Genomic DNA, 23901 nt, shown 5'->3' on the forward strand with positions numbered 1-23901 from the left:
CATGCTGTCCTCGGAAGCGATACGTACCGGCGGGTAGGCCGGTGCGACGGAGCCGCGACACCTGAGGGGACCCGCCATGGCCGAGACCGTGCTCTACGAGGTGAACGACGGACTCGCGACGATCACGCTGAACCGCCCCGAGGCGATGAACGCGATGAACACGGAGGCCAAGGTCGCCCTCCGGGACGCGGCACAGGCCGCGGCGTCCGACGACTCCGTACGGGCCGTGCTGCTGACCGCCGCCGGAGACCGGGCGTTCTGCGTGGGTCAGGACCTCAAGGAGCACGTCGGCGGCCTGCACGCGGCGCGTGCGTCGGGCGGGGGCGAGGGTGTCATGAGCACCGTGCGGGAGCACTACAACCCGATCGTGCGGGCCCTGACCGGGGCGGCGAAGCCGGTGGTGGCCGCGGTGAACGGTGTGGCTGCGGGGGCCGGTTTCGGCTTCGCGCTCGCCGCGGACTACCGCGTGGTGGCCGAGACGGCTGCCTTCAACACGTCCTTCGCCGGGGTCGCCCTGACCGCCGACTCCGGCATCTCCTGGACGCTCCCCCGGGTCATCGGCCCCGGGCGCGCCGCCGACCTCCTGCTCTTCCCGCGCAGCATCACCGCTCAGGAAGCCTTCGAACTGGGGATCGCGAACCGGCTCGTGCCGTCGGGCGAGCTGCGCGCCGAGGCCGAGAAGGTGGTCCGCACGCTGGCCGAGGGTCCGACACTGGCGTACGCGGCGCTGAAGGAGTCCCTGGCGTTCGGGCTCTCCCACTCGCTCGACGAGACGCTGGAGAAAGAGGACGAACTCCAGTCACGGGCGGGCGCGTCGGAGGACCACCTGATCGCGGTGCAGGCGTTCGTGAACAAGGAGAAGCCGAAGTACCTGGGGCGCTAGGGGGTGTCGTCGCGCACTGCTGCTTCCCCCGGCCCGGGAATCCGGGGCGGGGGAAGTCAGTGCCCGCGGTGACCGTCAGGGATCGCCGTAACCGTCAGTGGCCGCGGGCCACGCAGTCCGCGAGGTGGTCGTCGACCAGGCCGCAGGCCTGCATGAGGGCGTGCGCCGTCGTCGGGCCGACGAAACGGATGCCGCGCTTCTTGAGGGCCTTGGAGAGCGCGGTCGACTCGTCGGTGACGGCCCTGACGTCGGCAAGCCTCTTCGGGGCCGGCCGGCCGGCCGGGTCGGGCGCGAAGGACCAGATCAGCTCGTCCAGCTCACCCGGCGCCCAGTCGGTGAGCACCCGCGCGTTGGCGACCGTCGCCGCGATCTTGGCGCGGTTGCGGATGATGCCGGGATCGGCGAGCAGCCGCTCCTGGTCCGCGTCGGTGAACGTCGCCACCTTGGCGATCTCGAAGCCGGCGAAGGCGGCGCGGAACCCCTCGCGGCGCCGCAGGATCGTGATCCAGGACAGCCCCGACTGGAACGCCTCCAGGCACAGCCGCTCGTACAGCGCGTCGTCGCCGTGGACCGGGCGGCCCCACTCCTCGTCGTGGTACGCGACGTAGTCCTCGGTCGACAGCGCCCACGGGCAGCGCAGCGCGCCGTCCGGACCCGCGAGAGCGTCGGTCACCGGTGGTCCTCCTCGGCGGGCTTGTGCAGCGAGGTGGAGGCGACCGAGGCCGACCTGGCGCCGTCGAGCGCCGCCTCCAGGTCGGCGATCCGGGCGTCCCGCTCACCGATCTCGGCGCCGAGACGGCCCAGGACGTCGTCGACGTCCGACATGCGGTAGCCGCGAAGCGCGATGGGGAAGCGCAGCGTCTCGACGTCTCCCCTGTTCACCGGGCGGTCCAGCGGAAGCGGGTCCGCCAGCCGGTCCGGTACGGCCTCGGGGAGGGGCGCGCTCTCGCCGCCGCCCACCACGGCCACCGTCACCGCGGCGACCACCACGGCGAGCGCGACGACCAGGAACAAGAACATGAACATCGCTGAGGTCCCCACGCTCCGGTGCCGGCGCGGAGGCGCGTCGGCGTGAATGGCGCTTCGGCGCACTGCGCTGAAGCGGTTGGTGCTGATGCTGACAGTGTCGGGTCCGATCGTGCCATGCGAGTCTGACAGTTAAGGTCGCAGGCGGCTTATCAGCGGGACTTACTGGGAGAGGTCACAGGGGATGCTCAGGCTGGGCAAGCACGAATTCGACCCGCACGAGCCGGTGATCATGGCCATCGTGAACCGGACCCCCGACTCCTTCTACGACCAGGGGTCCACGTTCCTCGACGAGCCCGCGCTCGTCCGGGTGGAGCAGGCGGTGGCCGAGGGCGCCGCCATCATCGACATCGGCGGGGTCAAGGCGGGGCCGGGCGACGAGGTGACCGCCGACGAGGAGGCGCGCCGCACGGTCGGTTTCGTCGCCGAGGTCCGCCGGCGTTTCCCCGAAGTGATCATCAGCGTTGACACGTGGCGGCACGAGGTCGCCGAGGCGGTCTGCGAGGTCGGGGCGGACGTGCTCAACGACGCGTGGGGCGGGGTCGATCCGCGGCTGGCCGAGGTGGCCGCGCGGTTCGGCGTGGGTCTCGTGTGCACCCACGCCGGGGGCGCCGAGCCTCGTACGCGTCCGCACCGGGTCACGTACGACGACGTCATGGCCGACATTCTCGGGGTGACCGTCGGGCTGGCCGAGCGGGCGGTGTCGCTGGGCGTGCCCCGGCAGTCCGTGATGATCGATCCCGGGCACGACTTCGGGAAGAACACGCGGCACAGCCTGGAGGCGACGCGGCGGCTGGGCGAGATGGTGGCCACCGGGTGGCCGGTCCTGGTCTCCCTCTCCAACAAGGACTTCGTCGGCGAGACGCTGGACAAGCCGGTCAAGGAGCGGGTGGTGGGGACGTTGGCGACGACCGCGGTGTCCGCGTGGCTCGGGGCGCAGGTGTATCGCGTCCACGAGGTCGCGGAGACGCGGCAGGTGCTGGACATGGTGGCCGCCATCGCGGGGCACCGGCCGCCGTCCGTGGCCCGGAGGGGGCTGGCGTAGGGGGTTTTCTCGCCCCCTCCGCCCCTTCCCGTCCCGTCCCCTGGGGGCTGCGCCCCCAGACCCCCCTTTCGCGCTTCGCGCTCGTCCTCAAACGCCGGACGGGCTGAAATTGACGACAGGGCCTAGCGCCCGGCCTCCTTGGACACCAGCGACACCGCCTCGTCCACGTCGTCCGTCAGGTGGAAGAGCAGCAGGTCCTTCTCCGAGGCCTTGCCCTGGGCGATGAGGGTGTTCTTGAGCCAGTCGACCAGGCCGCCCCAGTACTCCGTGCCGAAGAGCACGATGGGGAAGCGGGTGACTTTCTGGGTCTGGACGAGGGTGAGTGCCTCGAAGAGCTCGTCCAGGGTGCCGAGTCCGCCGGGGAGGACCACGAAGCCTTGCGCGTACTTCACGAACATCATTTTTCGCACGAAGAAGTAGCGGAAGTTGAGGCCGATGTCGACGTACTGGTTGAGGCCCTGTTCGAAGGGCAGCTCGATGCCGAGGCCGACGGAGATGCCCTTGGCCTCACAGGCGCCCTTGTTGGCGGCTTCCATGGCACCGGGGCCGCCGCCGGTGATCACGGCGAAGCCGGCCTCGACGAGACCGCGGCCGAGCGCCACGCCCGCCTCGTACTCGGGAGAGTCGGCCTTCGTCCGGGCGGACCCGAACACGCTGATCGCGGGCGGGAGTTCGGCCAGCGTGCCGAAGCCCTCGATGAACTCGGACTGGATGCGCAGCACCCGCCAGGGGTCGGTGTGCACCCAGTCGGAAGGCCCTCCCGCGTCCAGGAGGCGCTGGTCGGTGGTGCTTCCCTGCACCTGATCCCGCCTGCGCAGCACCGGTCCGAGCCGCTGCTCCTCCGGTGGCCGCTTCTTGCCCTCGGGGTTGCCAGTAGCCATGTGTGCTCCCTCCGCTTGCGGGTCGTTCCACCCCAGCGTAGATCTCCGCCGGTTACGGAGGGGGGAAGCCGGCATGTCCGCCTGACACCAGCACGGCACAGCGGTGGTTCAGGCCCTTCTCAGGACGTCAGCCAGGCCCGCAGCCGCTCCTCCGCCTCCGGGATCGCGGCGGCCCTGACCCGCTCGTCGACCTTGTGCGCCAGGAGTTGGGCGCCGGGGCCGTAGTTCACCGCGGGCACCCCGAGGGCGCTGAAGCGGGCGACGTCGGTCCAGCCGAACTTGGGGCGGGCCTCTCCGCCGACGGCCGCCATGAAGGCCGCCGCCGCGGGGTGGGTCAGGCCGGGCCTGGCGCCGCCGGTGTGGTCGTCGACGACGAACTCGTCCACGCCGCAGTCCGCGAAGTAGTCGCGCACGAAGGCCTCCGCCTCGGCCTCACTGCGGTCGGGCGCGTAGCGGAAGTTGACGACCAGGGTGCAGGCGTCGGGAATGACGTTGGTGGCCACGCCGCCCTCGATCCGCACGGCGTTGAGGCCCTCGTGGAACCGGAGGCCGTCCACAACCGGGGTGCGCGGCTCGTAGGCGGCGAGCCTGGCCAGGGCCGGGGCCGCGGCGTGGATCGCGTTGGAGCCCATCCACGCGCGCGCGGAGTGCGCCCGCTCCCCCGTGAACTTGAGGAACATCCTCAGCGTGCCCTGGCAGCCGCCCTCGACCTGGCCGTCCGTCGGCTCCAGGAGGATCGCGAAGTCGCCGTCCAGCCAGTCGGGGTGGGCCTCGGACACGTGTTTCAGGCCGTTCAGATGGGCGGCGACCTCTTCGTTGTCGTAGAAGACGAAGGTGAGGTCGCGGTTGGGGGTGGGCACGGTGGCCGCGATGCGCAGCTGGACCGCCACTCCCGACTTCATGTCACAGGTGCCGCAGCCCCACAGCACGCCGTCCTCGTCGAGGCGGGAGGGGACGTTTCCGGCGATGGGGACCGTGTCGATGTGGCCGGCGAGGACGACGCGCTCGGCGCGGCCCAGGTTCGTCCGCGCGACGACGTTGTTGCCGTACCGGTCGACCGTCAGGTGCGGCAGGGCGCGCAGCGCGGTCTCGACGGCGTCCGCGAGCGGCTTCTCGCTGCCGCTCTCCGACGGGAAGTCGACGAGCGCCGCGGTCAGCTCGGCGGCGTCCAGCGTGAGGTCAAGGGAGGTGTCGGCCATGCCGTCGACCCTAGCGTTCACGGCTCCGCCCGATCGACGCCGTTGTCCACAGCCCACACGTACGTGACAGTAACCTCCAGTACCTTGTACGACGTGTCAGAGCCGTCCCCCACCCCTGCCAGGCGCGGCCGCCTCCTCCGGTTCGGAGGGGCCGTCGTCGTCCTGCTCGCGCTCGCGGGCTATCTCACGGTGCAGTACCTCACCGGCGGACCGGGCATCCCCCGCTGCACGGTCGTCTCGGGCCAGAGCGACGACGAGTCGTACGACTTCACGCCGGAGCAGGCGGTGAACGCGGCGACGATCTCGGCGGTCGGCACCAACCGCGGCATGCCCGAGCGTGCCGTGGCCATCGCGCTCGCCACCGCCATCCAGGAGTCCGGGCTGCGCAACATCAGACACGGCGACCGGGATTCACTCGGCCTCTTCCAGCAGCGCCCCTCGCAGGGCTGGGGGACGACGGCGGAGATCATGGACCCGACGTACGCGGCGGACATCTTCTACGAGCACCTGGCCAAGGTCGACGACTACGCGCGACTGCCGCTCACCGTCGCCGCCCAGCGAGTGCAGCGCAGTGCCTTCCCGGACGCGTACGCGAAGCACGAGCCGGACGCCACCCTGCTGGCCGCGGCCCTGACCGGCCGATCTGCGGCCACGCTGACCTGCCAGGGGCCCGCCGACGCGACGGTGACCGGCGGCGCGGACTCGGTCCGGGCGGCGCTCGTACGGGACTTCGGGCGCGGCGTCCTGGCGGAGACGGGCGCGGCCGTGGGCGACGCGGACGCCCCGGCCTCACCGACAGCCGCCGCCACCGCGTCCCCTTCGACCGCCGCCACCGGTTCCGCCTCGGCATCTCCCCCGTCGACAACCGCGAGCCGGACCGTGACCCTGCCCGTCTCCGCGGTCTCCGCCACCGGGGGCGCCGACGGGACGACCGTCGGCGAGCGCGGGTGGGAGCTGGCGCACTGGGCCGTGGCCAACTCCGCGTCGCTGCACATCGAGCGGGTCTCGTACGCGGGGCGCGAGTGGAGGGCCGAGAGCGCCGACAGCGAGTGGAGTCCGTCCGACACGAGCGCGGGTTCGGACGCGAAGGCGTCCACCGAAGAGGTCCGGATCGTCACCGGGCAGTAGTGCGAGTCCTCCCCCGTTGGGGGGAGGCGGCGGCCGGGGCACCGGAGATGCGGGCGGGTTTTCGCACGCTCACCCTCGTCTCCGCCGAATCCCTTGAGAACAAAGGGCCGTAAGGATTCGACAGACTTCCCCTCGGACGCTTTTTGCCCGATTTTATCCGTAGCTGATTATGCGACGCATTACCAACTCTTTACGTCGGGCCACCGAAACCTTCGACGGCTTCGAGCGGTAGTCACTGCGTCCGAGTCCGGAACGATCACCTTCGGCCGACAGCCAGTCGGCGGTCAGTTCGTTCAACTGACGGGCCTGGATGGACACTTCACCGTTCTCTTCCGTCTAAGGAGCATCATGTCCCTCCCCCTGACCCGCCGGATCGCCCGTGCCGCGCTGCTCGTCGCAGCGGGAGCGGCAGCCGGGGTCGGTGCGGCCGGCTCCGCCAGCGCGGCCCCCGAACTGCCGGCCGGCCCCAACCTCGGCGGCCTGACCGCCCTGGACGGCGCGAGCGTCGGCAACACGGTCGACGGTGCGGCTCAGAACGTGACCGGCCTCGCGGGCAAGTCCGGTGGCGACGCGGTCAAGACGACAGTGCCGGCCGCGGGCAAGACCGGCGGAAAGGTCGCCAAGACGGCGACGCCGGCCGCGCAGCAGGTGGCCGGGGACACCGCGGGGCAGGCCGGCAACCTGCTCGGTGAGACCGCCAAGACGGCGGGCGGTGGCCTTCCCACGGACGCGGTCACCAAGGGCGGGCTGCCGACCGACGCCGTCAAGGGCGGACTGCCCGCGGACCAGCTGCCGCTGAAGGGTCTGCCGCTCGGCTGACACCGGCTCCGCACGGTCACGGGGGTCCAGGGAAGCGCTCTTCCCTGGACCCCCGTTTCGCTTGCCCCGGCGCCGGGGCGGTCGCCGCTGAGGCCGTGCCTCGGCGCCGGCACGGTCAACGCTGAGGCCGTGCCTCAGCTCTGACGCGGTCAGCGCGCCAGTCGTGCCACGGCCGCCGCCACCCGCTCGTCCGTCGCCGTGAGGGCCACGCGTACGAAGTTCTCGCCCGCCGGGCCGTAGAAGTCGCCCGGGGCGACGAGGATGCCCAGGTCGGCGAGGTGCGCGACGGTGGCCCAGCAGGACTCGTCGCGGGTCGCCCACAGGTACAGGCTGGCCTCGCTGTGCTCGATACGGAAGCCGTGCGCCAGGAGCGCTTCCCGCAGGGCCGTACGGCGGACGGTGTAGCGCTCGCGCTGTTCGCGGACGTGGTCGTCGTCGGACAGGGCGGCGACCACGGCGGCCTGGGTCGGCGCGGAGGTCATCATGCCGCCGTGCTTGCGGATCTGGAGGAGGTCGCCCAGGACCGCGGGGTCGCCCGCGAGGAACGCGGCGCGGTAGCCGGCCAGGTTCGACCGCTTGGAGAGCGAGTGGACCGAGACGATCCCCTCGTACGAACCGCCGCACACGTCGGGGTGGAGGACCGAGACCGGGTCGGCCTCCCAGCCCAGTTCGAGGTAGCACTCGTCGGAGAAGACGAGGATGCCGTGCTCGCGGGCCCAGGCGACGATCCGGGCGAGTTCGGCCGCCGACAGGACGCGGCCCGTCGGGTTCGACGGGGTGTTCAGCCAGAGCAGCTTCAGATCCGTCGGGTCCAGGTCCGTCGGGTCGTCGTAGGCGACGTGGTCCGCACGGGCGAGGCGGGCGCCGACCTCGTACGTCGGGTAGGCCAGCCGGGGGTACGCCACCTTGTCGCCGGGGCCGAGGCCCAACTGGGTGGGGAGCCAGGCGACCAGTTCCTTGGAGCCGACGATCGGGAGCACGTGGCGGTGGGTGACCCCCCGTGCGCCGAGCCGCCGTTCCACCCAGCCGGTGAGCGCGTCGCGCAGTTCGGGCGTGCCCCAGACCGTGGGATAGCCCGGCGAGTCCGCGGCCGCCACGAGAGCTTTCTGGATCAGCTCGGGCACCGGGTCGACCGGGGTGCCGACGGACAGGTCGACGATGCCGTCCGGGTGGGCGGCGGCCGTCGCATTGAAGGGCTCCAGCTTGTCCCAGGGGAAGGCGGGAAGCCGGTCGGTGACTGCGGACACGGGATGGACTCGCTTTCTGACGCGTACGGCGGTCTGGAACCGCGCGCGTCGCTGGTACTCGCTGCGCTCAATGGCAGTCGATGTGCTCGCCGCCCCGGCAAACGCCTCGGTCCCGTACGGCGACCAGGGCGATCAGGCCGTACGGGACCGAGGCGGCGCGCGTGTGCGGGCCGCTTACTGGTTCTGCGGCGGGAGCCCGGCGACGAAGGGGTGGTCGCGCTCGATCAGGCCGAGCTTGCTGGCACCGCCGGGCGAGCCGAGTTCGTCGAAGAACTCGACGTTCGCCTTGTAGTAGTCCTTCCACTCCTCGGGAGTGTCGTCCTCGTAGAAGATCGCCTCGACCGGGCACACCGGCTCGCAGGCTCCGCAGTCGACGCATTCGTCCGGGTGGATGTACAAGGACCGGGAGCCCTCGTAGATGCAGTCGACCGGGCACTCCTCGATGCACGCCTTGTCCTTGACGTCGACACAAGGCTGCGCGATGACGTAGGTCACGCTGTCGTTCCTCCTCGATAGGGCGCTGGCGGGCCTCCGTAGGCTCCGCCGCCTGGCGCGCGGAAGCGCGGCGTCGTCGATGCCCGCACCTAGTATCTCCGTTCTTGGTCCCGATCCGAACAGGAGGGGTGAACCGACCTGTGGAAATCTCCGCGACCGGCCGCCTTGTCGTCCGCATCACCGCTGCTGACGTGGGCAAACGCGTATCTGTTCGGCGTCTGTACGACGATGCCGCCAACGGGGAGAAATTCACCGACACGGTTGGTGTTCTCACATCATGGGACGACGGTGTGTTGACGATCACACGGCGCACCGGCGAACGCGTCAGTGTTCCGGAAACCGCGCTGGTCGCGGGCAAGGTCGTTCCGTCGGCTCCGGCACGGCGGCGCGGCCCGGCCGCCACGTACGAGGAGTTGGCACGGGTCGCCGCGCGGGCGTGGCGGCCGGTGGAGAGTGAGCGGCTCGGTGGGTGGGAGCTGCGGGCGGCCTCCGGGTTCACCCGGCGCGCCAACTCCGTGCTGCCGCTCGGCGATCCCGGCCTGCCGCTGGACGAGGCGCTGACGTGCGTACGGGACTGGTACGCCGCCCGTGGCCTGCCCGCGTACGTCCAGACCGCCACCGGGGCCGAGGGCACGCAGGAGTTGCTCTGTGCCGGGCTGGAGGCGCGTGGGTGGACCCGTGAGGTGACCGCCGAGCTGTGGACGGGGGCGCTCGCGCCGGTCGGGGACCGGGAGGCTCCCGGGGTCGTGCTCTCCCGGGAGGCGGACGCGAGCTGGCTGGACCGCTACCAGCGCAAGGGGCTGAGCGAGGTGGCCCTGAAGGTGCTGGAGAGCGGGCCGTCGGTGTGGTTCGCGACGGTGCCGGGCGCGGCGGGGGCGGGACCGGCCGCGATCGGGCGGTGCGTGGTGGACGGGCGCTGGGCCGGTTTCGCCGCGGTCGAGGTCGACCCCGCGCGCCGCCGCGAGGGCCTCGCCACCGCTGTGATGGCCGCCCTCGCCCACCGCGCCCTGGACGAGGGCGCCTCCGCGGGCTGGCTCCAGGTGGAGGCGGACAACACGGGGGCGCGCGTGCTGTACGACGGAATGGGGTTCAGCCCCCATCACGCCTACCACCACTACCGGGACCCCCAGAGCCCCCAGACCTCCGAGCCCGGCGCCGCCCAAGAGCAGCCGAGCAACGCCTCCAGACAGCGACCGGCCCCCGCCAGGGGCGCGAGGAACAGCGCCACCAGCCACGACGAGACCCGCGACCGCACGACGGCGCAGCCCTCTACGGGGCTCCGGCGCAGCTCGGTCGAGGCGCGGCCGGTCGGGGAACCGGGCGGCGGTTTCGGACGGGGGCCGGGCGTCGGTGGGCGAGGGGAACAAATGGTTGCCGGCGACCGGTATCGATCGGCGTGAACGGGCACGAGGCTGCTATGCGTTCCCCACATCCCCCGGAGCCGGAGCGTGCCGCCGAGGTGCGGCGGCGATTCGGCGCGGAGGCGCGGGCCGAGCGGCCCGATCTCGCGGTGCTGTGCCTGCTGGTGGGCGCCGCGGCCGACGGCGGCCTCGACGAGGCCGGGATGGACCAGGCGCAGATGGAGCTGGACCGGCTCGCGGGCCTGCTGCCGTTCCGGCCGGGCGGTCCCCGTTCCTGGGCGGCCGCCCTCGGTGAACTCCTCGGCGAGCGCTGTGAGTTCCACGGCGCGCCCGGGGACTACCAGCGGCTCGGCTCCTCCCTCCTCCACGAGGTGCTGCGGCGGCGGCGCGGGCTGCCCATCCTGCTCTCCGTGGTGTGGATGGAGGTCGCTCGGCGGGCCGGGGCGCCCGTGTACGGGGTTGCGCTCCCCGGCCACTTCGTCGTCGGTTTCGGGCCCCCGGAGCAACAGGTCCTCGCCGATCCCTTCGACCGCGGCCGGGTACTCACCGGCTCCGACGCGGAACTGCTGGTCGCGGGCGCCACAGGGGCACCGCTCGACCCTGCGATGCTCTCCCCCGCCGACCCGCTCGACGTCGTCCTGCGCATCCTGAACAACATCCGCGCCTGGGGTGCAGCCCGGCCCGAGCGGTCCGATGTCTCCCTGTGGGCCGTGGAGTTGTCGCTGCTGCTGCCCTCGCATCCCGCCCGGCTGCGTTACGAGCGGGCGCAACTCCTCGTCCAGCGGGGCGATTTCCTCGGCGGGTCGAAGGAACTCGACGCCTATGCGGACGTCGTGGCCGCCGTCGACGAAGCGGCGGCGGCCCGCGTGCGAAGTCAGGCGCTCGCCGCGCGGGCGCGGCTCAACTGAGGCAACTCCCTCCCCGACGCGCTACAGCCAGCCTTTCTCCCTCGCGATCCGTACCGCCTCCGCCCTGTTCCGCGCCGCCAGTTTCTGGATCGTCGTGGAGAGGTAGTTGCGGACGGTGCCCTGGGAGAGGTGGAGGGTGAGGGCCAGTTCGGCGTTGGTCGAGCCGTCGGCGGCGGCACGGAGGATCTCGCGCTCGCGGTCGGTCAGCGGGTTGGCGCCCTCGGCGAGGGCCGCGGCGGCCAGGGTGGGGTCGATGACACGTTCGCCGGCGAGCACCTTCCGTACCGCTTCGGCGAGTTGGGCGGCGGGGGCGTCCTTGACCAGGAAGGCGTCGGCGCCGGCCTCCATCGCGCCGCGGAGGTAGCCGGGGCGGCCGAAGGTCGTGAGGACGACCAGTCTGACGCCGGGGAGCGCCCGGTGGACCTCGGCCGCCGCCTCGATACCGGTCCTGCCCGGCATCTCGATGTCCAGCAGCGCCACGTCCACGTCGTGCTCGCGCGCCGCCGCCAGCACCTCGTCCCCGCGGGCCACCTGGGCGACGACGTCGATGTCCGGCTCCAGCCCCAACAGGGCGGCGAGTGCCTCGCGGACCATCGACTGGTCCTCGGCGAGCAGGACCTTGATCGTGCGGCTCATGCCCCGGATCCTACGGCTCCCGCATCCCCGCGGCCCGGCCGTCCGCGTCCCTCGCCGACCGGCCGGCCTCGGCACCCGTGGACCGGTCGGCCGTCTCCCCCGCGGGCTGGACGTCCGCGGCACCCGCAGCCCGATCGTCCGCGTCCCCCGCCGACCGGCCGTCCCCAGCACCCGCGGCGCGGTCGGCCGTCTCCCCCGCGGGCTGGACGTCCGCGGCACCCGCAGCCCGGCCGTCCGCGTCCCCCGCGGCCCGGCCGGCCTCAGCACCCGTGGACCGGTCGGCCGTCTCCCCCGTGGGCTGGTCGTCCGCGGCACCCGCAGCCCGATCGTCCGCGGCACTTGTGGGCTAGCCGTCCCCAGCACCCGCGGCCCGGTCGGTCGTCTCCCCCGTGGGCTGGTCGTCCGCGGCACCCGCGGCCCGGCCGTCCGCGTCCCCCCTGGGCCGGCCAGCCTCAGCAACCGCGGCCCAGCAGGCCGTCTCCCCCGAGGGCTGATCGTCCGCATCCCCCGCAGCCCAGCCGTCCGCGGCACCCCCGGCCCGGCCGGCCTCAGCACCCGCGGCCCAGTCGGCCCTCTCCCCCGAGGGCTGATCGCCCGCATCCCCCACGGCCCAGCCGTCCGCGGCACCCCTGGACCGGCCGTCCGCGGCACCCGCGGCCCGGTCGTCCGCCGACCGTCCGTCCGCGCCCCCCGTCGGCACCCGCGCGACCACCCGGAACCCGTTCCTCGCCACGCCCGCCTCCAGCGATCCGCCCGCCTTCGCCAGGCGTTCGGCCAGGCCGGTCAGGCCGTTGCCCGGTCCGTTGCCGGGTCCGGCGTTCTGGCCTCCCGGGCCGTCGTCCTCGACGGACAGTTCCAGCACGGGGCCGTCCAACGTCTGGCGGCGCACGAGGCCCACCACACAGCGCCGCGCCCCGCTGTGCCGTACGACATTGGTGACCGCCTCGCGCAGCGCCCACGCCAGCGCGGACTCGCTCTCCTCGGGGACCGAGGTGAGGTCCGGCTCGGCCGGCAGGTCGGGGAGGACGCCCGCCGCCGTCAACGCGGCCTCCGCGCCGGCGAGTTCACCGGCCAGCCGGGGCCGCCGGTAGCCGGAGACCGCCTCGCGTACGTCGACGAGGGCCTGGCGGCTGACGTTCTCGATGTCGGTGACCTGCTGAGCCGCCTTGTCGGGGTGGTCGGGGAGCAGCCGTCCGGCCAGTTCGCTCTTGAGGGTGATCAGGGACAGTGAGTGCCCCAGCAGGTCGTGCAGGTCGCGGGCCAGCCGCAGCCGCTCCTCGTTCGCGGCGAGCTGCGCGACGGTGGCGCGGGCCTCCCGGAGCGCGATGGTCGTCCGTACCAGCTCGCGCACGCCGGTCATCGCGAACCCGCCGAGGAGCGCCGGGATGAGGAGCCCGGCCAGATACGCCGTGCCGTCCGGGACGGCCAGGGCGATCGCCGTCAGCAGGGCGGCGGCGGCCGGGATGGTCCAGCGCGCCCAGCGCAGCGGCAGGGCGGCGCCGGACGCGATCGAGACGTACACGAAGAGGACGAGCCACTCCCGGCCCAGGGTGAGGGACAGGACGGCGGACTGGGTGGCCAGCACCGCCAGGGAGCCGAGGACCACCGCGTTGGTCTCGCCGCGGCCGGTGCGGAAGACCAGGACCATGTACCAGCAGACGAAGGCGGCCAGGCCGAGCCAGCCGAGGATCCGCACGCCGGTGCTGTGGCCGCCGTGCAGCAGGTCGGTGACGGGCGCGCTCAGGTAGACGAGCCAGATGCCGGTCCACAGGGACTTGACCATCCGCTGCCTGCGGTTCTGCGGGCGTTGCCCGATGCCGACGCCGCTCACGCCTTCAGCGTGTCCTTCCGGTACAGCCAGGCCGCGCCTCCCGCGAACAGGACGAAGGAGACGGCGAGGATGGCGAGGTCCTTCGCCTGCGGGGCGTCGCCGAGCTCGATGGACTGCCCCAGGGCAGCGTACGCGTGCGTGGGCAGCCACTTCGCGATGTCCTGGAGCCAGCCGGGGAAGGTCGTGCTCGGCAGCCACAGACCGCCGAGCATGGACAGTCCGAAGTAGACGATCATCGTGATCGGGCGGACCGCGTCGCCGCTCGCGAGGTACCCGATGGCGACGCCGAGCGCGGCGAAGACCAGGCTGCCGGCCCAGATGGCGAAGGTGAGGACGACCCACTGCCAGGCGTCAAGGCGTACGTCCTTCACGGTCGCGGCCACCACGAAGGCGACCACGATGGAGGGCAGGCTGACGACGGCCGCGCTCGCCGTCTTGGCCAGCACGTAGCCGCGGCCCGGCAGCGTGGTGAGCCGCAACTGCCGTACCCAGCCGCTCTCCCGTTCCTTCGCGATGCGCTCGCTGTTGCCCATCAGTACGGCGGTCAGGGCGCCGAAGGAGGCCATCGAGACCATGTAGAAGGTCGGCAGGGTGAGTCCGGTGCCGGTCACCTCGGTGGTGCTGTCGGCGCTGCCCGCGATCAGCAGGAACAGGGCCGAGGGGTAGATCACCGAGAAGAACAGGAACTTGCGGTTGCGCAGGGCGCGGATGATCTCCAGCTTGATCAGGCTGTTCACTTCTGCTTCGCCTCCTCGGCGGCCGTGATGGCGACGAAGGCCTGCTCAAGTCTGAGCCCGGCGACTTCGAGGTTGCGGGGGTAGACGCCGAGGCCGTAGAGGGCGTGGACGGTCGCGTCGGCGTCGGCGGACTGGATGCGGACCGTGTGGCCGGAGACGTCGAGGGCGGTGAGGAAGGGCAGCGCGCGCAGCGGGGCCTCGTCGATCACGCCGGCCGGGCTCTCCAGGTCGAAGGCGATCCGCCGCGCGCCCGCCCTCGCCTTGATCTCGGCGGCGGTGCCGTCGGCCAGCAGGCGTCCCCGGTGCAGGACCAGCACCCGGTCGGCGATCGCGTCGGCCTCCTCCAGGTAGTGCGTGGCGAAGAGGACCGTACGGCCCTGGTCGGCCTGTTCGCGCATGGTGGCCCAGAATGCCTGGCGGGCGGAGACGTCCATGCCGGTGGTGGGTTCGTCGAGCACGATCAGGTCGCTGTCCCCCGCGGTGGCGAGGGCGAACCGAACGCGCTGCTGCTGGCCGCCGGAGAGCTTGTCGACCTTGCGGTCGGCGAACTGCGAGATGCCCGCGCGGGCGAGCACGTCGCTCACGCCGTACGGCTTCGGGTGCAGGTCGCAGGCGAGCCGGACCAGTTCGCCGACGGTGACCTCGTTCATGAGCCCGCCGCTCTGCAGCATGGCTCCGACCCGGCCGGCGACGATGGCCTCGCGCGGGCCGGTCCCGAACACCCGGACCGCGCCGCTGTCGGGGCGCTTGAGGCCGAGGAGCAGGTCGAGCGTGGTGGACTTGCCGGCGCCGTTGGGGCCCAGCAGGGCGACGGTCTCGCCGGGGTGCAGGTCGAGTGTCAGCCCGTCCACGGCCCGGACGCCGCCGTACTCCTTGGTCACCGATTCGAACCGGACCACCGTGCCGGTGGTCGTCGCCGTGGTCGTCGCAGTGGTTGTCATGCGGTCCATCGTGGCCGCGCGGGGGCGGTCCCCGGCAGTGTCGCCTGTCGCGCGTACGGCATGACAGATGTCATGCGGCCCGCCGTCGGCCGACCGGCCGGGCAACGGCGAGAGGGCGCCCCGCCGTGGTGTTCACGACCGGGCGCCCTCTCGAAGGGCGGGTACGACAGGACCTAGCTGGGATCCGTGTCGATCACGCCGACGCGTTCGGCCGCCGTCTTGCCGAGGAGCGCGGGGCGCAGCGCGCCGACCACGTCCTGCGGCGTCACGGCCGTCTTCGAGCCGTTGGCCCGCGCGATGGTCACGCCGTCGAAGGCGCCGCCGTAGAGCTCCTTGAGCGCGTCGAGGTCGTAGGTGTCGGTGAGTTTGCCGTCGACGGCCTTCACCGCGATGAACTTCCAGAGGGAGTTCTCCGGGCTGAACGACACGGTGTGCGCCGCGTCCGTCTGCACGGTCACGAGGTCCGACATCGCCGGCTGGGCGAACTCCTTCATCATCCGGTCGACCTCGGCGTCGCTGACCGTCGGCTGCTGGGTGGACGTGGCGACCTTCACCGGTGTGGTGGTGCCGGTCTCTACCTGGGTGCGGTAGGCGTCCTCGACGACCTGGGCGGAGGCCCCGGCGTCGACGCCCTTGCCCGCCTTGCCGTACACCGCGACGGCCTTGCCGGACTCGAACTTGATCGTGCCGTCGCTCGCCGACCCCGAGCCGCCCGCGGCGCCCTGGAGGGCGGCCTTGAGCTTCTCCTCGTCGACGGGCATCGCGGGCTCGACGACCCGCTCCTGGCCGAACAGCGAGCCGATCACCGAGACGGGGTTGTAGTCACTGCCCGCGGCGGCGCGGACCGTGGCCTGGGTGTCGAGCTGGAGCCCGGCCTGGTCCGGCTTGAGCGAGACGGTGTCGCCGTCGACCGAGAGCTGGAGCGCCTTGTCCGTACGGTCGCCGAAGGCGGCGTCGAGCTTCTGGACGGCCTCGTCGCGGGTGCCGCCGCCGATGTCGACGCCGAGCACGGTGGTGCCCTTGGGCACGTCCGAGTGGTTCATGAGCAGCCCGGCGCCGTAGGCACCGCCGCCGATGACGAACACGCCGACGCCCAGCAGCACCAGCTTGCTGCGGCCCTTCTTCTTGGTCCGCTTCGCCGCGGGGGCCGGTTCCTGGACCGGCTCGGGCAGCTTCGGCGGGGTGTGCGGCAGCGGCCCGTCGGGGTGAGCGCCGGGACCGAAGGGCGAGTTCTGGGTGGCCGGTACGACGGGGATGCCGCTGGTCAGGGTGTGCCCGGAGACGTTCTCTCCGGCGCCGCCGCCGTAGCCGCCGGGGCCCGGGTCCGGGGCCGGCTGCTGCGGCGTGAGGATCGCGGTGTCGTCGCTGAGACCGCCCGCGAAGTTGCTGCCTCCGTTGCCGGGGTATCCCGGGGCTCCCGGACCGCCCTGGCCGCCGGGTCCCACCTGTCCGGGGTATCCCTGGCCGGTGCCGGGCCCGCCTGGACCCGTTCCCGGGCCGCCGGGGCCCATCCCCGGTCCGCCCGTCCCGGGCCCGCCGGGACCCGCGGCCAGACTGCCGGGAGCCACGCCCGGTCCCATCGACGGGACCAGCGGACCCGCGCCGGTGACCGGGCCTCCGGTCGGCCCCGCGGGGCCGGCACCGTTGCCGGGGCCGCGCTGCCCGCCGTCCGGGTAGTACGGGAGCTCCTCACGCCGGGGTCCGGCGGGGTCGGCCGCGACGGGCGGGAAGGAGCCGGTGTTGCCGAGGGCTCCGGAGACGTCGTAGGAACCGGTGCCGCCGCCGTGACCGGGGGCCACGGGTCCTGCGCCGGTCGCTCCGGCCCCGTTCGCGCTGCCGGTCCGGGCGCCTCCGGGGGTGCCCATCGGACCGGCGCCCATCGGACCGGCGCCGTTCGCACCGGCGGGACGCGCGCCGCCCTGCTGGGGAGCGCTGTGACGGCCGCCACCCGAAGCCTGCGGTCCCGCGGGAGCACCCGAGGCCTGCGGCCCGGCGGGAACAGGAGCGCCGCCGGGGACCGAACCGACGGGCAGACCCGCCCCGTTGGTCGACCCGCTGCCCGGACCGCCCTTGGGCGCACCGGACTTGCGCGGCGCGAACCAGTCGCTCGCCTTCTCGTCGGCGGCGGGTACCGGAGCCGCGCCCGCCGGGACGTCCATGGCCGTGGACGCTCCGTTGGGCGAACTCAGGGCGCGCGAGGGCTCCACGCCACCGCCCGCCCCGGCGCCCGATCCGTCGGCGTTCTCGGGGGACATGTCCGTGTCCGCGACCGGCGTACGCACCACGACGGGCGGGATGGGCCGCGATCCAGGGATGTTGATCCGGATCCGCGTCGTCAGCGTGGTCTCTGTCTTGCGCTCCTCCGGAGGGGCGCCGGCGGCCGAACGGCCCGCTTCGGCGCCGCTGTCGGAGGCCTGGGGGGTCCCGTACGGCGGCGTCCCCGACGGGTACGCGGCTCCACCGCGCCCGTTGGGCCCGGAGGACGAACTGTCAGTTTCACGACTCAAGGCAAGTTCTCCCGGTTGGCTCCGCCGCCCGTTTCCTCGACCTCATCTCGGGCAGCTCGGCGGCGCGCACCACCATACTGGCCATGTCCGGCCCGCAAACCTCGCCGGCGAAGGAAACCCCCACGGGACCCGCACCTGCCGGATACGGCGAAGTGGTACGTCACTTGCCAAGTCGGGCGGCGGGGCCGTCGGGTTGCCGCCCCTGCCAAAGCGTGGCGCACATCACAGCCAGGGCCATACCGCCGAGCAGGAAGAGGTAGGAGCCGAATCCGGTGCCGAAGACGAAGTCGCCTTCTGGGCGGGAGACGGTGAGCAGGATGACGGCGACCATCCAGCCGGCCGCGGGCGCGCCGGCCCCGGCCCTGGTGCCGACTCCGCGCGCTCCGGCGAGGAAGAGCCCGCCGGCGCCCGCCAGCGCGAGCAGCAATCCGCCCGGGAACCAGCCGGGTTGCACGAGCGCTCCCGCGGCCCCCACGACGGCGCCGAGCACGAACAGTCCCAGATAGACCGCGATCCGTACGCCCGAGGGCACGGTCACCGGCTGGGCGATCGCGCTCCCCCGCTGTCCTGTCGTACTCATCACACGCCCGCCTCTCGCTCTTGCCCGTCGGTCCCCGCGAACAGGTCCGTCTCACGCGACGCCGGCCGCTCGCCGCGGACCAACTCGTAGTACTCCGTGGTGAACAGCGGCTGAGCGAGCTCGTTGGACAGCACGAACCAGGGCTCGGCCACCTCGATCTGGGTGGCGTGCGCGCGCATCGCGGCGGCCTTGGCGGCGGCGTACGCCGTGCCGTCGACCTCGGTGGTGATCACCGGGTCGTCGACCACGCCCGGTACGTCGTCCAGGACGGCCGCCTTGGCGTACGGCAGCCGTGGGAGGGCCTCGCGGAGACGGTCGAAGGCCTCCTCCGCGACGGAGCGCGGGACCCTGTTCCAGTAGACCTTGGCGATCGGCCAGGGCTCCCCGGGACCGGGGCGGAAGTCGGCGCGCGCGGCCAGCTCGGCGGCGCGCACGGCCACCCGGTGTGCCTGGATGTGGTCGGGGTGTCCGTAGCCGCCGTCGGGGTCGTAGGTGACGAGCACCTGGGGGCGCACCTCGCGGATCACCTCGGCGAGGTGTCCGGCGGCTTCGTCGACATCGGCGGACCAGAAGGCGCCGGGGCGCCGGTTCTGCTCGGTGCCCATCATCCCGGAGTCGCGGTAGCGCCCGGGCCCGCCGAGGAAGCGGTGGTCGGTGACGCCCAGTTCCTTCATGGCGGCGGTCAGTTCGCCGACGCGGTACGCGCCGAGCCCGCCCTCCCGGTCGGCCGCGAGGTGGGCGAGCTCCGACGGGATGACCTCGCCCTCCTCGCCGAGGGTGCAGGTCACCAGCGTCACGTGGGCGCCCTCGGCCGCGTACCTGGCCATGGTGGCGCCATTGTTGATCGACTCGTCGTCCGGGTGCGCGTGCACCAGGAGCAGACGCCGGTCGGGCAGTTCCGTCATGGAACCCACCCTACGAGGCGCCCGGCCCGCCGCTGAGGCGGGCGCGGGCCCGAGCCGGGGGCCGGTCAGAAGTTGATGCTGCCGATCATGCCCGCGATGTTCGTGGTCACCTCGTTGATCGTGGGCGCGACCGTCGAGGAAGCGAGATAGAACCCGAGCAGGACACACACGATGGCGTGCGGCGCCTTCAGTCCTGACTTCTTCACCAGGATGAAGACGATGATCGCCAGCAGCACCACCGCCGAAATCGAGAGTGCCACGGCGGTTCACCTCCAAAGATCCCAGGGACAGGGGGGTCCGGTACGGAGTCGGACATGGGGGGTCGGTAAGTCCATACAGCAGCCAGCGGGTTCATACCCACACAGCGCTAGTGATCATAACTATCCGTACGCGCGCATCGATCGGCGCACTGCCGCACAAGGGGGCGCATGGCCAATATGGTCAGGGCATGACGACCGAGCCCCTCTCCTTCCCCCGACGGCACGCGCGCACCCAGCGGTTCACGCTCGGAGCGCCCCGCGCCTTCGCCGTGGCCCCCGACGGTTCCCGGGTCGTGTTCCTGCGTTCCCGTTCCGGCACGGACCGGGCGAATCTGCTGTGGGTACTCGACGTCGCGGACGGCGGGGAGCGCGTCGCGGCCGACCCGGAGACCCTGCTCGGGGGCGGCACGGAACACCTGTCGGCGGCCGAACGGGCGCGCCGCGAACGCAGCCGTGAGGGCGGCGCGGGGATCGTCGGCTACGCCACCGACACCGCGGTCGAGCTGGCCTCTTTCGCCTTGTCAGGGCGGCTTTTCACGGCCGAACTGCGGGCCGGCACGGCACGTGAACTGCGCGTACCGGGACCGGTGATCGACCCGCGCCCCTCCCCCGACGGACGGCTCGTGGCGTACGTCAGCAAGGGCGCCCTGCGGGTCGTCGGCGCCGAGGGCGAGGACGACCGGGAGCTCGCGGGACCCGAGGCGGAGACGGTCACCTACGGGCTGGCCGAGTTCATCGCGGCCGAGGAGATGGGGCGTTCGCGCGGCTTCTGGTGGGCGCCGGAGGGCGACCGGCTGCTGGTCGCCCGCGCCGACGACGCGCCCGTACGCCGCTGGTGGATCGCCGATCCCGCACAGCCGGAGCGCGATCCGCAACAGGTCGCCTATCCGGTGGCCGGAAGCGCCAACGCCCAGGTCCGCCTCTGTGTCATCGATCTCGACGGGGTGCGCACGGAGGTCGTGTGGGACCGGGTCCGGTACCCGTATCTGGCACATGTGCACTGGTCAGAGGCCGGAGCGCCGCTCATTCTCGTGCAGGCCAGGGACCAGCGGAGCCAGCTCTTCCTGGCCGTGGATCCGGACACCGGGACGACCCGGATGGTGCACGCGGACGAAGATCCACAATGGCTTGATCTTTTCCCTGGCGTGCCCTGCTGGAGCCCCGCGGGGCAGCTCGTGCGGATCGCCGACGAGGGCGGCGCGCGGGTGCTCGCGTTCGGTGAACGCCCGCTCACAGGTCCGCAGTTGCACGTACGGGCGGTGCTCGACGTGTCGGACGACGAGGTGCTGGTCTCGGCCTCGGCGGGCGAGACGGCGACCGTGCCCGAGACCGGCGAAGTGCATGTGTACCGGGTCAACGAACTCGGCCTGGAGCGCCTCTCGCAGGAGCCCGGCGTGCACTCGGCGGTCCGCGCCGGGGGCGTGACCGTGCTCGTCTCGGCGGTACTGGACCAGCCGGGCACCCAGGTGCAGGTGCTTCGGGAGGGAAAGCGGGCCGCGACGATCGCCTCGTACGCCGAACATCCCGGTTTGTCCCCGCGCGTGACCCTTACACAGGGGGGCGCACAGAAAATCCCATGCGCCGTGCTTATGCCTAGGGACTACCGCGGTGACACTCCCCTGCCGGTTCTGATGGATCCCTACGGCGGTCCGCACGGTCCCCGGGTGCTGGCGGCGCACAACGCGCACCTCACCTCGCAGTGGTTCGCGGACCAGGGTTTCGCGGTGGTCGTGGCGGACGGGCGGGGCACGCCCGGCCGCTCCCCCGGCTGGGAGAAGGCGGTCCGCGACGACTTCACGCTCTCCCTCGACGACCAGATCGACGCGCTGCACGGCCTGGCGGAGACGTTTCCGCTGGACCTGTCACGGGTCGCGATCCGCGGCTGGTCCTACGGCGGCTGGCTCGCGGGCCTCGCGGTGCTGCGCCGCCCCGACGTGTTCCACGCGGGCATCGCGGGCGCCCCGGTAACGGACTGGCGGCTGTACGACACCCACTACACCGAGCGGTACCTGGGCGATCCGGCGGCGGCCCCGCAGGCGTACGCGAAGAGCTCGCTGGTCACCGACGAGGGGCTCTCCTCGCCCGCCGAGCCGCACCGGCCGCTGATGATCGTGCACGGCCTCGCCGACGACAACGTGGTGGTGGCGCACTCCCTGCGGCTCTCCTCGGCTCTGCTGGCCGCCGGCCGCCCGCACGAGGTGCTGCCCCTGTCCGGAGTCACGCACATGACCCCGCAGGAACAGGTCGCGGAGAACCTGCTGCTGCTCCAGGTGGACTTCCTGAAGCGCTCGTTGGGGCTGGCGTAGGCACGGCAACGGGCCGGGAGACATGGCGCTCCCGGCCCGTTTACGGCACCCGCACGGCCGTACGTCAGTCAGACTGACGCGTCCGTATATCGGTACCGCTTCCACCGAGTTGCCTGCGTGTAAACGCGATTGGTGCACGTTTGTGCGGCTATGCGGCCCCCGTCGGAGGGGCCTCCGGCGGCACCACCTGCTTCTCCTCCGCGAAGTGACAGGCGGAGTCGTGCGCGGCCGGACCCTCCACGAGCCGGAACTCCGCGGGCACCGCGAGCAGCGGCACCTCCATCGCGCACCGTTCCCGCGCCTTCCAGCAGCGGGTGCGGAAACGGCACCCCGAGGGGATGTTGGCCGGGGAGGGCACATCCCCGGTGAGGATGATCCGCTCGCGGTGTTCGCGGGCCTCGGGGTCGGGGACGGGCACCGCGGAGAGCAGGGCCTGTGTGTAGGGATGCGTCGGGTGGTCGTAGATCTCGGCGTCCCTGCCGGTCTCCACGATCCGCCCGAGGTACATCACGCCGACCCGGTCGGAGATGTGCCGCACGATGGAGAGGTCGTGCGCGATGAAGACGTAGCTCAGGTCGAACTCGCTCTGGAGCCGGTCGAGCAGGTTGATCACCTGCGCCTGGACCGAGACGTCGAGCGCGGAGACCGGTTCGTCGGCGACGATGATCTCGGGGCGCAGCGCCAACCCCCGTGCGATACCGATGCGTTGACGCTGACCGCCGGAGAACTGGTGCGGATAGCGGTTGATGTACTCGGGGTTGAGCCCGACCACGTCCAGCAGGTCCTGCACCCTCTTGCGCCGGTCGCCCTTCGGCGCCACCTCGGGGTGGATCTCGTACGGCTCCCCGATGATGTCGCCGACGGTCATGCGCGGGTTGAGCGAGGTGTACGGGTCCTGGAAGACCATCTGGATGTTGCGGCGTACGGCTCTGAGGGCCTTGCCGGACATCCGGGTGATGTCATCGCCCTTGTACTTGATCACCCCGGCGGTCGGCTTCTCCAGGTTGACCAGCATCTTGGCGACCGTGGACTTGCCGCAGCCGGACTCGCCGACGATGCCGAGGGTCTCGCCCCGGCCGAGGTGGAAGTCGACGCCGTCGACGGCCCTGACGGCCCCGACCTGTTTCCTGAAGAGGATGCCCTGGGTCAACGGGTAGTGCTTGACGAGCCCTTCGACCTCCAGGATCGGCTCAGGCGCCGGCTTGGCCGTCGTCGCCTCAGTGGCTGCCTGTGTCATCGAGGCACTCCCTCCAGAAGAAGCAGGCGCTCCTGCGGACCTCGTCCACCTCCGCGAGCGGGGGCACCTCGGTCCGGCAGATGTCCTGGGCCATCGGACAGCGGGGGTTGAAGGCGCAGCCCGGCGGGATGTGCATCAGGTTCGGCGGCAGGCCCTTGATGGCGTAGAGCTCCTGGCCCTTCTGGTCCAGGCGCGGGATCGACTCCAACAGGCCCTTGGTGTACGGGTGTGCGGGGGCCTTGTAGATGTCGTGCACCGGCGCCGACTCGACGATCCGGCCGGCGTACATCACGGCGATCTTGTCGGCGACGTCCGCGACCACGCCGAGGTCGTGGGTGATGAGGATGAGCCCCATGTGGAGTTCGCGCTGCAACTCCGCGAGCAGGTCCATGACCTGGGCCTGCACGGTGACGTCGAGGGCGGTGGTCGGTTCGTCGGCGATGATCAGGGCGGGTTCCAGGGCCAGCGCCATGGCGATCATGATGCGCTGGCGCATACCGCCTGAGAACTGGTGGGGATAGTCGCGCACGCGCTCGGCGGCGGCCGGGATCCGTACCCGGTCCATCAGCTCGACGGCCTTGGCCCTGGCGTCCTTCCTGGACATCCCGCGGTGCACGGTGAACATCTCGCCGAGCTGGTCGCCCACCGAGAGCACCGGGTTGAGGGAGGACAGCGCGTCCTGGAAGATCATCGCCATCTCGGCGCCGCGGACCTTGCGCCGTTCCTCCTCCTTCAGCTTCAGCAGGTCCCTGCCCTGGAAGAGGACCTCGCCGCCGGTGATCCTCCCCGGCGGGATGTCGAGGATGCCCATGACGGCCTGCGCGGTCACCGACTTGCCGGAGCCGGACTCGCCGAGCACGGCGAGGGTCTCGCCCTTGTCGACGCTGTAGGTGACGCCGTTGACGGCCTTGGCGACCCCGTCCCTGGTCCTGAACTCCACGTGCAGGTCGCGCACTTCGAGCAGCACGG

21 protein-coding genes and 2 pseudogenes are annotated in these 23901 nt (G+C 72.2%); 7 read left to right on the forward strand and 16 right to left on the reverse strand.

Annotated elements, in window-relative coordinates:
* Positions 1-76 precede the first annotated feature (76 nt).
* Positions 77-883 carry an enoyl-CoA hydratase/isomerase family protein gene (locus tag ACIP79_RS09785; protein WP_401221563.1) on the forward strand — a complete coding sequence of 269 codons (807 nt, stop codon included), beginning with the start codon at positions 77-79 and terminating at the stop codon, positions 881-883.
* 94 nt (positions 884-977) lie between these two features.
* On the opposite strand, the gene ACIP79_RS09790 is transcribed toward ACIP79_RS09785, so the two are convergent.
* Positions 978-1556, reverse strand: coding sequence for a DNA-3-methyladenine glycosylase I (locus ACIP79_RS09790; RefSeq protein ID WP_401221565.1), 579 nt, complete (start codon positions 1554-1556; stop codon positions 978-980).
* Positions 1553-1909, reverse strand: coding sequence for a DivIVA domain-containing protein (locus ACIP79_RS09795; protein ID WP_387182181.1), 357 nt, complete (start codon positions 1907-1909; stop codon positions 1553-1555). The genes ACIP79_RS09790 and ACIP79_RS09795 overlap by 4 nt, the downstream gene beginning before the upstream one ends.
* 184 nt (positions 1910-2093) lie before the next feature.
* Between ACIP79_RS09795 and folP the strand changes: the two genes are divergently transcribed.
* The gene (folP, locus tag ACIP79_RS09800) at positions 2094-2954 is read left to right on the forward strand and encodes a dihydropteroate synthase (RefSeq protein WP_401221568.1); all 861 of its coding nucleotides are present in this window, start codon (positions 2094-2096) and stop codon (positions 2952-2954) included.
* A 122-nt stretch (positions 2955-3076) separates the two neighbouring features.
* Here the strand turns inward: folP and ACIP79_RS09805 are convergent, their stop codons facing one another.
* Both ACIP79_RS09805 and dapE read right to left on the reverse strand, forming a co-directional pair.
* Positions 3077-3835 (reverse strand): TIGR00730 family Rossman fold protein, encoded by a 759-nt coding sequence (locus tag ACIP79_RS09805; protein WP_383683393.1) that lies wholly within the window; start codon positions 3833-3835, stop codon positions 3077-3079.
* 119 nt (positions 3836-3954) lie between these two features.
* The gene (dapE, locus tag ACIP79_RS09810; RefSeq protein WP_401221572.1) at positions 3955-5034 is read right to left on the reverse strand and encodes a succinyl-diaminopimelate desuccinylase; all 1080 of its coding nucleotides are present in this window, start codon (positions 5032-5034) and stop codon (positions 3955-3957) included.
* A gap of 93 nt (positions 5035-5127) precedes the next feature.
* Between dapE and ACIP79_RS09815 the strand changes: the two genes are divergently transcribed.
* Together ACIP79_RS09815 and ACIP79_RS09820 are read left to right on the forward strand one after the other, a co-directional pair.
* The gene (locus ACIP79_RS09815; RefSeq protein WP_401221575.1) at positions 5128-6162 is read left to right on the forward strand and encodes a heavy metal transporter; all 1035 of its coding nucleotides are present in this window, start codon (positions 5128-5130) and stop codon (positions 6160-6162) included.
* 348 nt (positions 6163-6510) lie between these two features.
* Entirely contained in the window at positions 6511-6981 is a 471-nt protein-coding gene (locus ACIP79_RS09820) for an ATP-binding protein (protein ID WP_401221578.1), read from the forward strand.
* Between the two features lie 149 nt (positions 6982-7130).
* Here the strand turns inward: ACIP79_RS09820 and ACIP79_RS09825 are convergent, their stop codons facing one another.
* The gene (locus tag ACIP79_RS09825) at positions 7131-8228 is read right to left on the reverse strand and encodes a bifunctional succinyldiaminopimelate transaminase/glutamate-prephenate aminotransferase (RefSeq protein ID WP_401221581.1); all 1098 of its coding nucleotides are present in this window, start codon (positions 8226-8228) and stop codon (positions 7131-7133) included.
* A gap of 174 nt (positions 8229-8402) precedes the next feature.
* Positions 8403-8723, reverse strand: coding sequence for a ferredoxin (fdxA, locus tag ACIP79_RS09830; protein ID WP_006346810.1), 321 nt, complete (start codon positions 8721-8723; stop codon positions 8403-8405).
* Positions 8724-8863: 140 nt separating this feature from the next.
* Between fdxA and ACIP79_RS09835 the strand changes: the two are divergent.
* Both ACIP79_RS09835 and ACIP79_RS09840 read left to right on the forward strand, forming a co-directional pair.
* Positions 8864-9865: pseudogene (locus ACIP79_RS09835) on the forward strand (GNAT family N-acetyltransferase); the annotation flags it as partial.
* Positions 9866-10140: 275 nt separating this feature from the next.
* Positions 10141-10992, forward strand: a complete 852-nt coding sequence (locus ACIP79_RS09840) for a transglutaminase-like domain-containing protein (RefSeq protein ID WP_401221585.1) — start codon at positions 10141-10143, stop codon at positions 10990-10992.
* A 21-nt stretch (positions 10993-11013) separates the two neighbouring features.
* Here the strand turns inward: ACIP79_RS09840 and ACIP79_RS09845 are convergent, their stop codons facing one another.
* From ACIP79_RS09845 to ACIP79_RS09880, 8 genes and pseudogenes are all read right to left on the reverse strand, one after another.
* Positions 11014-11628 (reverse strand): response regulator transcription factor, encoded by a 615-nt coding sequence (locus ACIP79_RS09845; RefSeq protein WP_401221588.1) that lies wholly within the window; start codon positions 11626-11628, stop codon positions 11014-11016.
* Positions 11629-12310: 682 nt separating this feature from the next.
* Positions 12311-13459: pseudogene (locus tag ACIP79_RS09850) on the reverse strand (sensor histidine kinase); the annotation flags it as partial.
* Entirely contained in the window at positions 13456-14196 is a 741-nt protein-coding gene (locus ACIP79_RS09855; RefSeq protein ID WP_401221591.1) for an ABC transporter permease, read from the reverse strand. The gene ACIP79_RS09855 and the pseudogene ACIP79_RS09850, both read right to left, overlap by 4 nt.
* Positions 14193-15137, reverse strand: coding sequence for an ABC transporter ATP-binding protein (locus tag ACIP79_RS09860; RefSeq protein ID WP_401221594.1), 945 nt, complete (start codon positions 15135-15137; stop codon positions 14193-14195). Before ACIP79_RS09860 ends, ACIP79_RS09855 begins: the two co-directional genes overlap by 4 nt.
* A 173-nt stretch (positions 15138-15310) precedes the next feature.
* Entirely contained in the window at positions 15311-17644 is a 2334-nt protein-coding gene (locus tag ACIP79_RS09865) for a hypothetical protein (RefSeq protein WP_401221597.1), read from the reverse strand.
* Between the two features lie 160 nt (positions 17645-17804).
* Positions 17805-18224: a DUF6113 family protein gene (locus ACIP79_RS09870; protein ID WP_401221600.1), complete on the reverse strand. Its 420-nt coding sequence runs from the start codon at positions 18222-18224 to the stop codon at positions 17805-17807.
* A complete protein-coding gene (mshB, locus tag ACIP79_RS09875) occupies positions 18224-19129 on the reverse strand; it encodes an N-acetyl-1-D-myo-inositol-2-amino-2-deoxy-alpha-D-glucopyranoside deacetylase (RefSeq protein ID WP_401221603.1) in 906 nt (301 codons plus the stop codon). Before mshB ends, ACIP79_RS09870 begins: the two co-directional genes overlap by 1 nt.
* 65 nt (positions 19130-19194) lie before the next feature.
* Positions 19195-19389 (reverse strand): hypothetical protein, encoded by a 195-nt coding sequence (locus ACIP79_RS09880; protein WP_365435437.1) that lies wholly within the window; start codon positions 19387-19389, stop codon positions 19195-19197.
* Positions 19390-19577: 188 nt separating this feature from the next.
* On the opposite strand from ACIP79_RS09880, the gene ACIP79_RS09885 reads away from it, so the two are divergent.
* Positions 19578-21695, forward strand: coding sequence for a prolyl oligopeptidase family serine peptidase (locus tag ACIP79_RS09885; protein ID WP_401221605.1), 2118 nt, complete (start codon positions 19578-19580; stop codon positions 21693-21695).
* A 148-nt stretch (positions 21696-21843) separates the two neighbouring features.
* Here the strand turns inward: ACIP79_RS09885 and ACIP79_RS09890 are convergent, their stop codons facing one another.
* Together ACIP79_RS09890 and ACIP79_RS09895 are read right to left on the reverse strand one after the other, a co-directional pair.
* Positions 21844-22932 carry an ABC transporter ATP-binding protein gene (locus tag ACIP79_RS09890; protein WP_401221607.1) on the reverse strand — a complete coding sequence of 363 codons (1089 nt, stop codon included), beginning with the start codon at positions 22930-22932 and terminating at the stop codon, positions 21844-21846.
* Positions 22913-23899, reverse strand: a complete 987-nt coding sequence (locus tag ACIP79_RS09895) for an ABC transporter ATP-binding protein (protein WP_401221610.1) — start codon at positions 23897-23899, stop codon at positions 22913-22915. Before ACIP79_RS09895 ends, ACIP79_RS09890 begins: the two co-directional genes overlap by 20 nt.
* Positions 23900-23901 lie beyond the last annotated feature (2 nt).

Source organism: Streptomyces sp. NPDC088747 (assembly GCF_044751025.1).
GTDB lineage: Bacteria > Actinomycetota > Actinomycetes > Streptomycetales > Streptomycetaceae > Streptomyces.

Excerpts from the sequence above, each read along its gene's own strand:
- ACIP79_RS09785 (WP_401221563.1), top strand. The coding sequence starts at position 77 with ATGGCCGAGACCGTGCTCTACGAGGTGAACGACGGACTCGCGACGATC.
- ACIP79_RS09795 (WP_387182181.1), bottom strand. The coding sequence starts at position 1,909 with ATGTTCATGTTCTTGTTCCTGGTCGTCGCGCTCGCCGTGGTGGTCGCC.
- folP (WP_401221568.1), top strand. The coding sequence starts at position 2,094 with ATGCTCAGGCTGGGCAAGCACGAATTCGACCCGCACGAGCCGGTGATC.
- ACIP79_RS09805 (WP_383683393.1), bottom strand. The coding sequence starts at position 3,835 with ATGGCTACTGGCAACCCCGAGGGCAAGAAGCGGCCACCGGAGGAGCAG.
- dapE (WP_401221572.1), bottom strand. The coding sequence starts at position 5,034 with ATGGCCGACACCTCCCTTGACCTCACGCTGGACGCCGCCGAGCTGACC.
- ACIP79_RS09820 (WP_401221578.1), top strand. The coding sequence starts at position 6,511 with ATGTCCCTCCCCCTGACCCGCCGGATCGCCCGTGCCGCGCTGCTCGTC.
- ACIP79_RS09840 (WP_401221585.1), top strand. The coding sequence starts at position 10,141 with ATGCGTTCCCCACATCCCCCGGAGCCGGAGCGTGCCGCCGAGGTGCGG.
- ACIP79_RS09845 (WP_401221588.1), bottom strand. The coding sequence starts at position 11,628 with ATGAGCCGCACGATCAAGGTCCTGCTCGCCGAGGACCAGTCGATGGTC.
- ACIP79_RS09860 (WP_401221594.1), bottom strand. The coding sequence starts at position 15,137 with ATGACAACCACTGCGACGACCACGGCGACGACCACCGGCACGGTGGTC.
- ACIP79_RS09870 (WP_401221600.1), bottom strand. The coding sequence starts at position 18,224 with ATGAGTACGACAGGACAGCGGGGGAGCGCGATCGCCCAGCCGGTGACC.
- mshB (WP_401221603.1), bottom strand. The coding sequence starts at position 19,129 with ATGACGGAACTGCCCGACCGGCGTCTGCTCCTGGTGCACGCGCACCCG.
- ACIP79_RS09885 (WP_401221605.1), top strand. The coding sequence starts at position 19,578 with ATGACGACCGAGCCCCTCTCCTTCCCCCGACGGCACGCGCGCACCCAG.
- ACIP79_RS09890 (WP_401221607.1), bottom strand. The coding sequence starts at position 22,932 with ATGACACAGGCAGCCACTGAGGCGACGACGGCCAAGCCGGCGCCTGAG.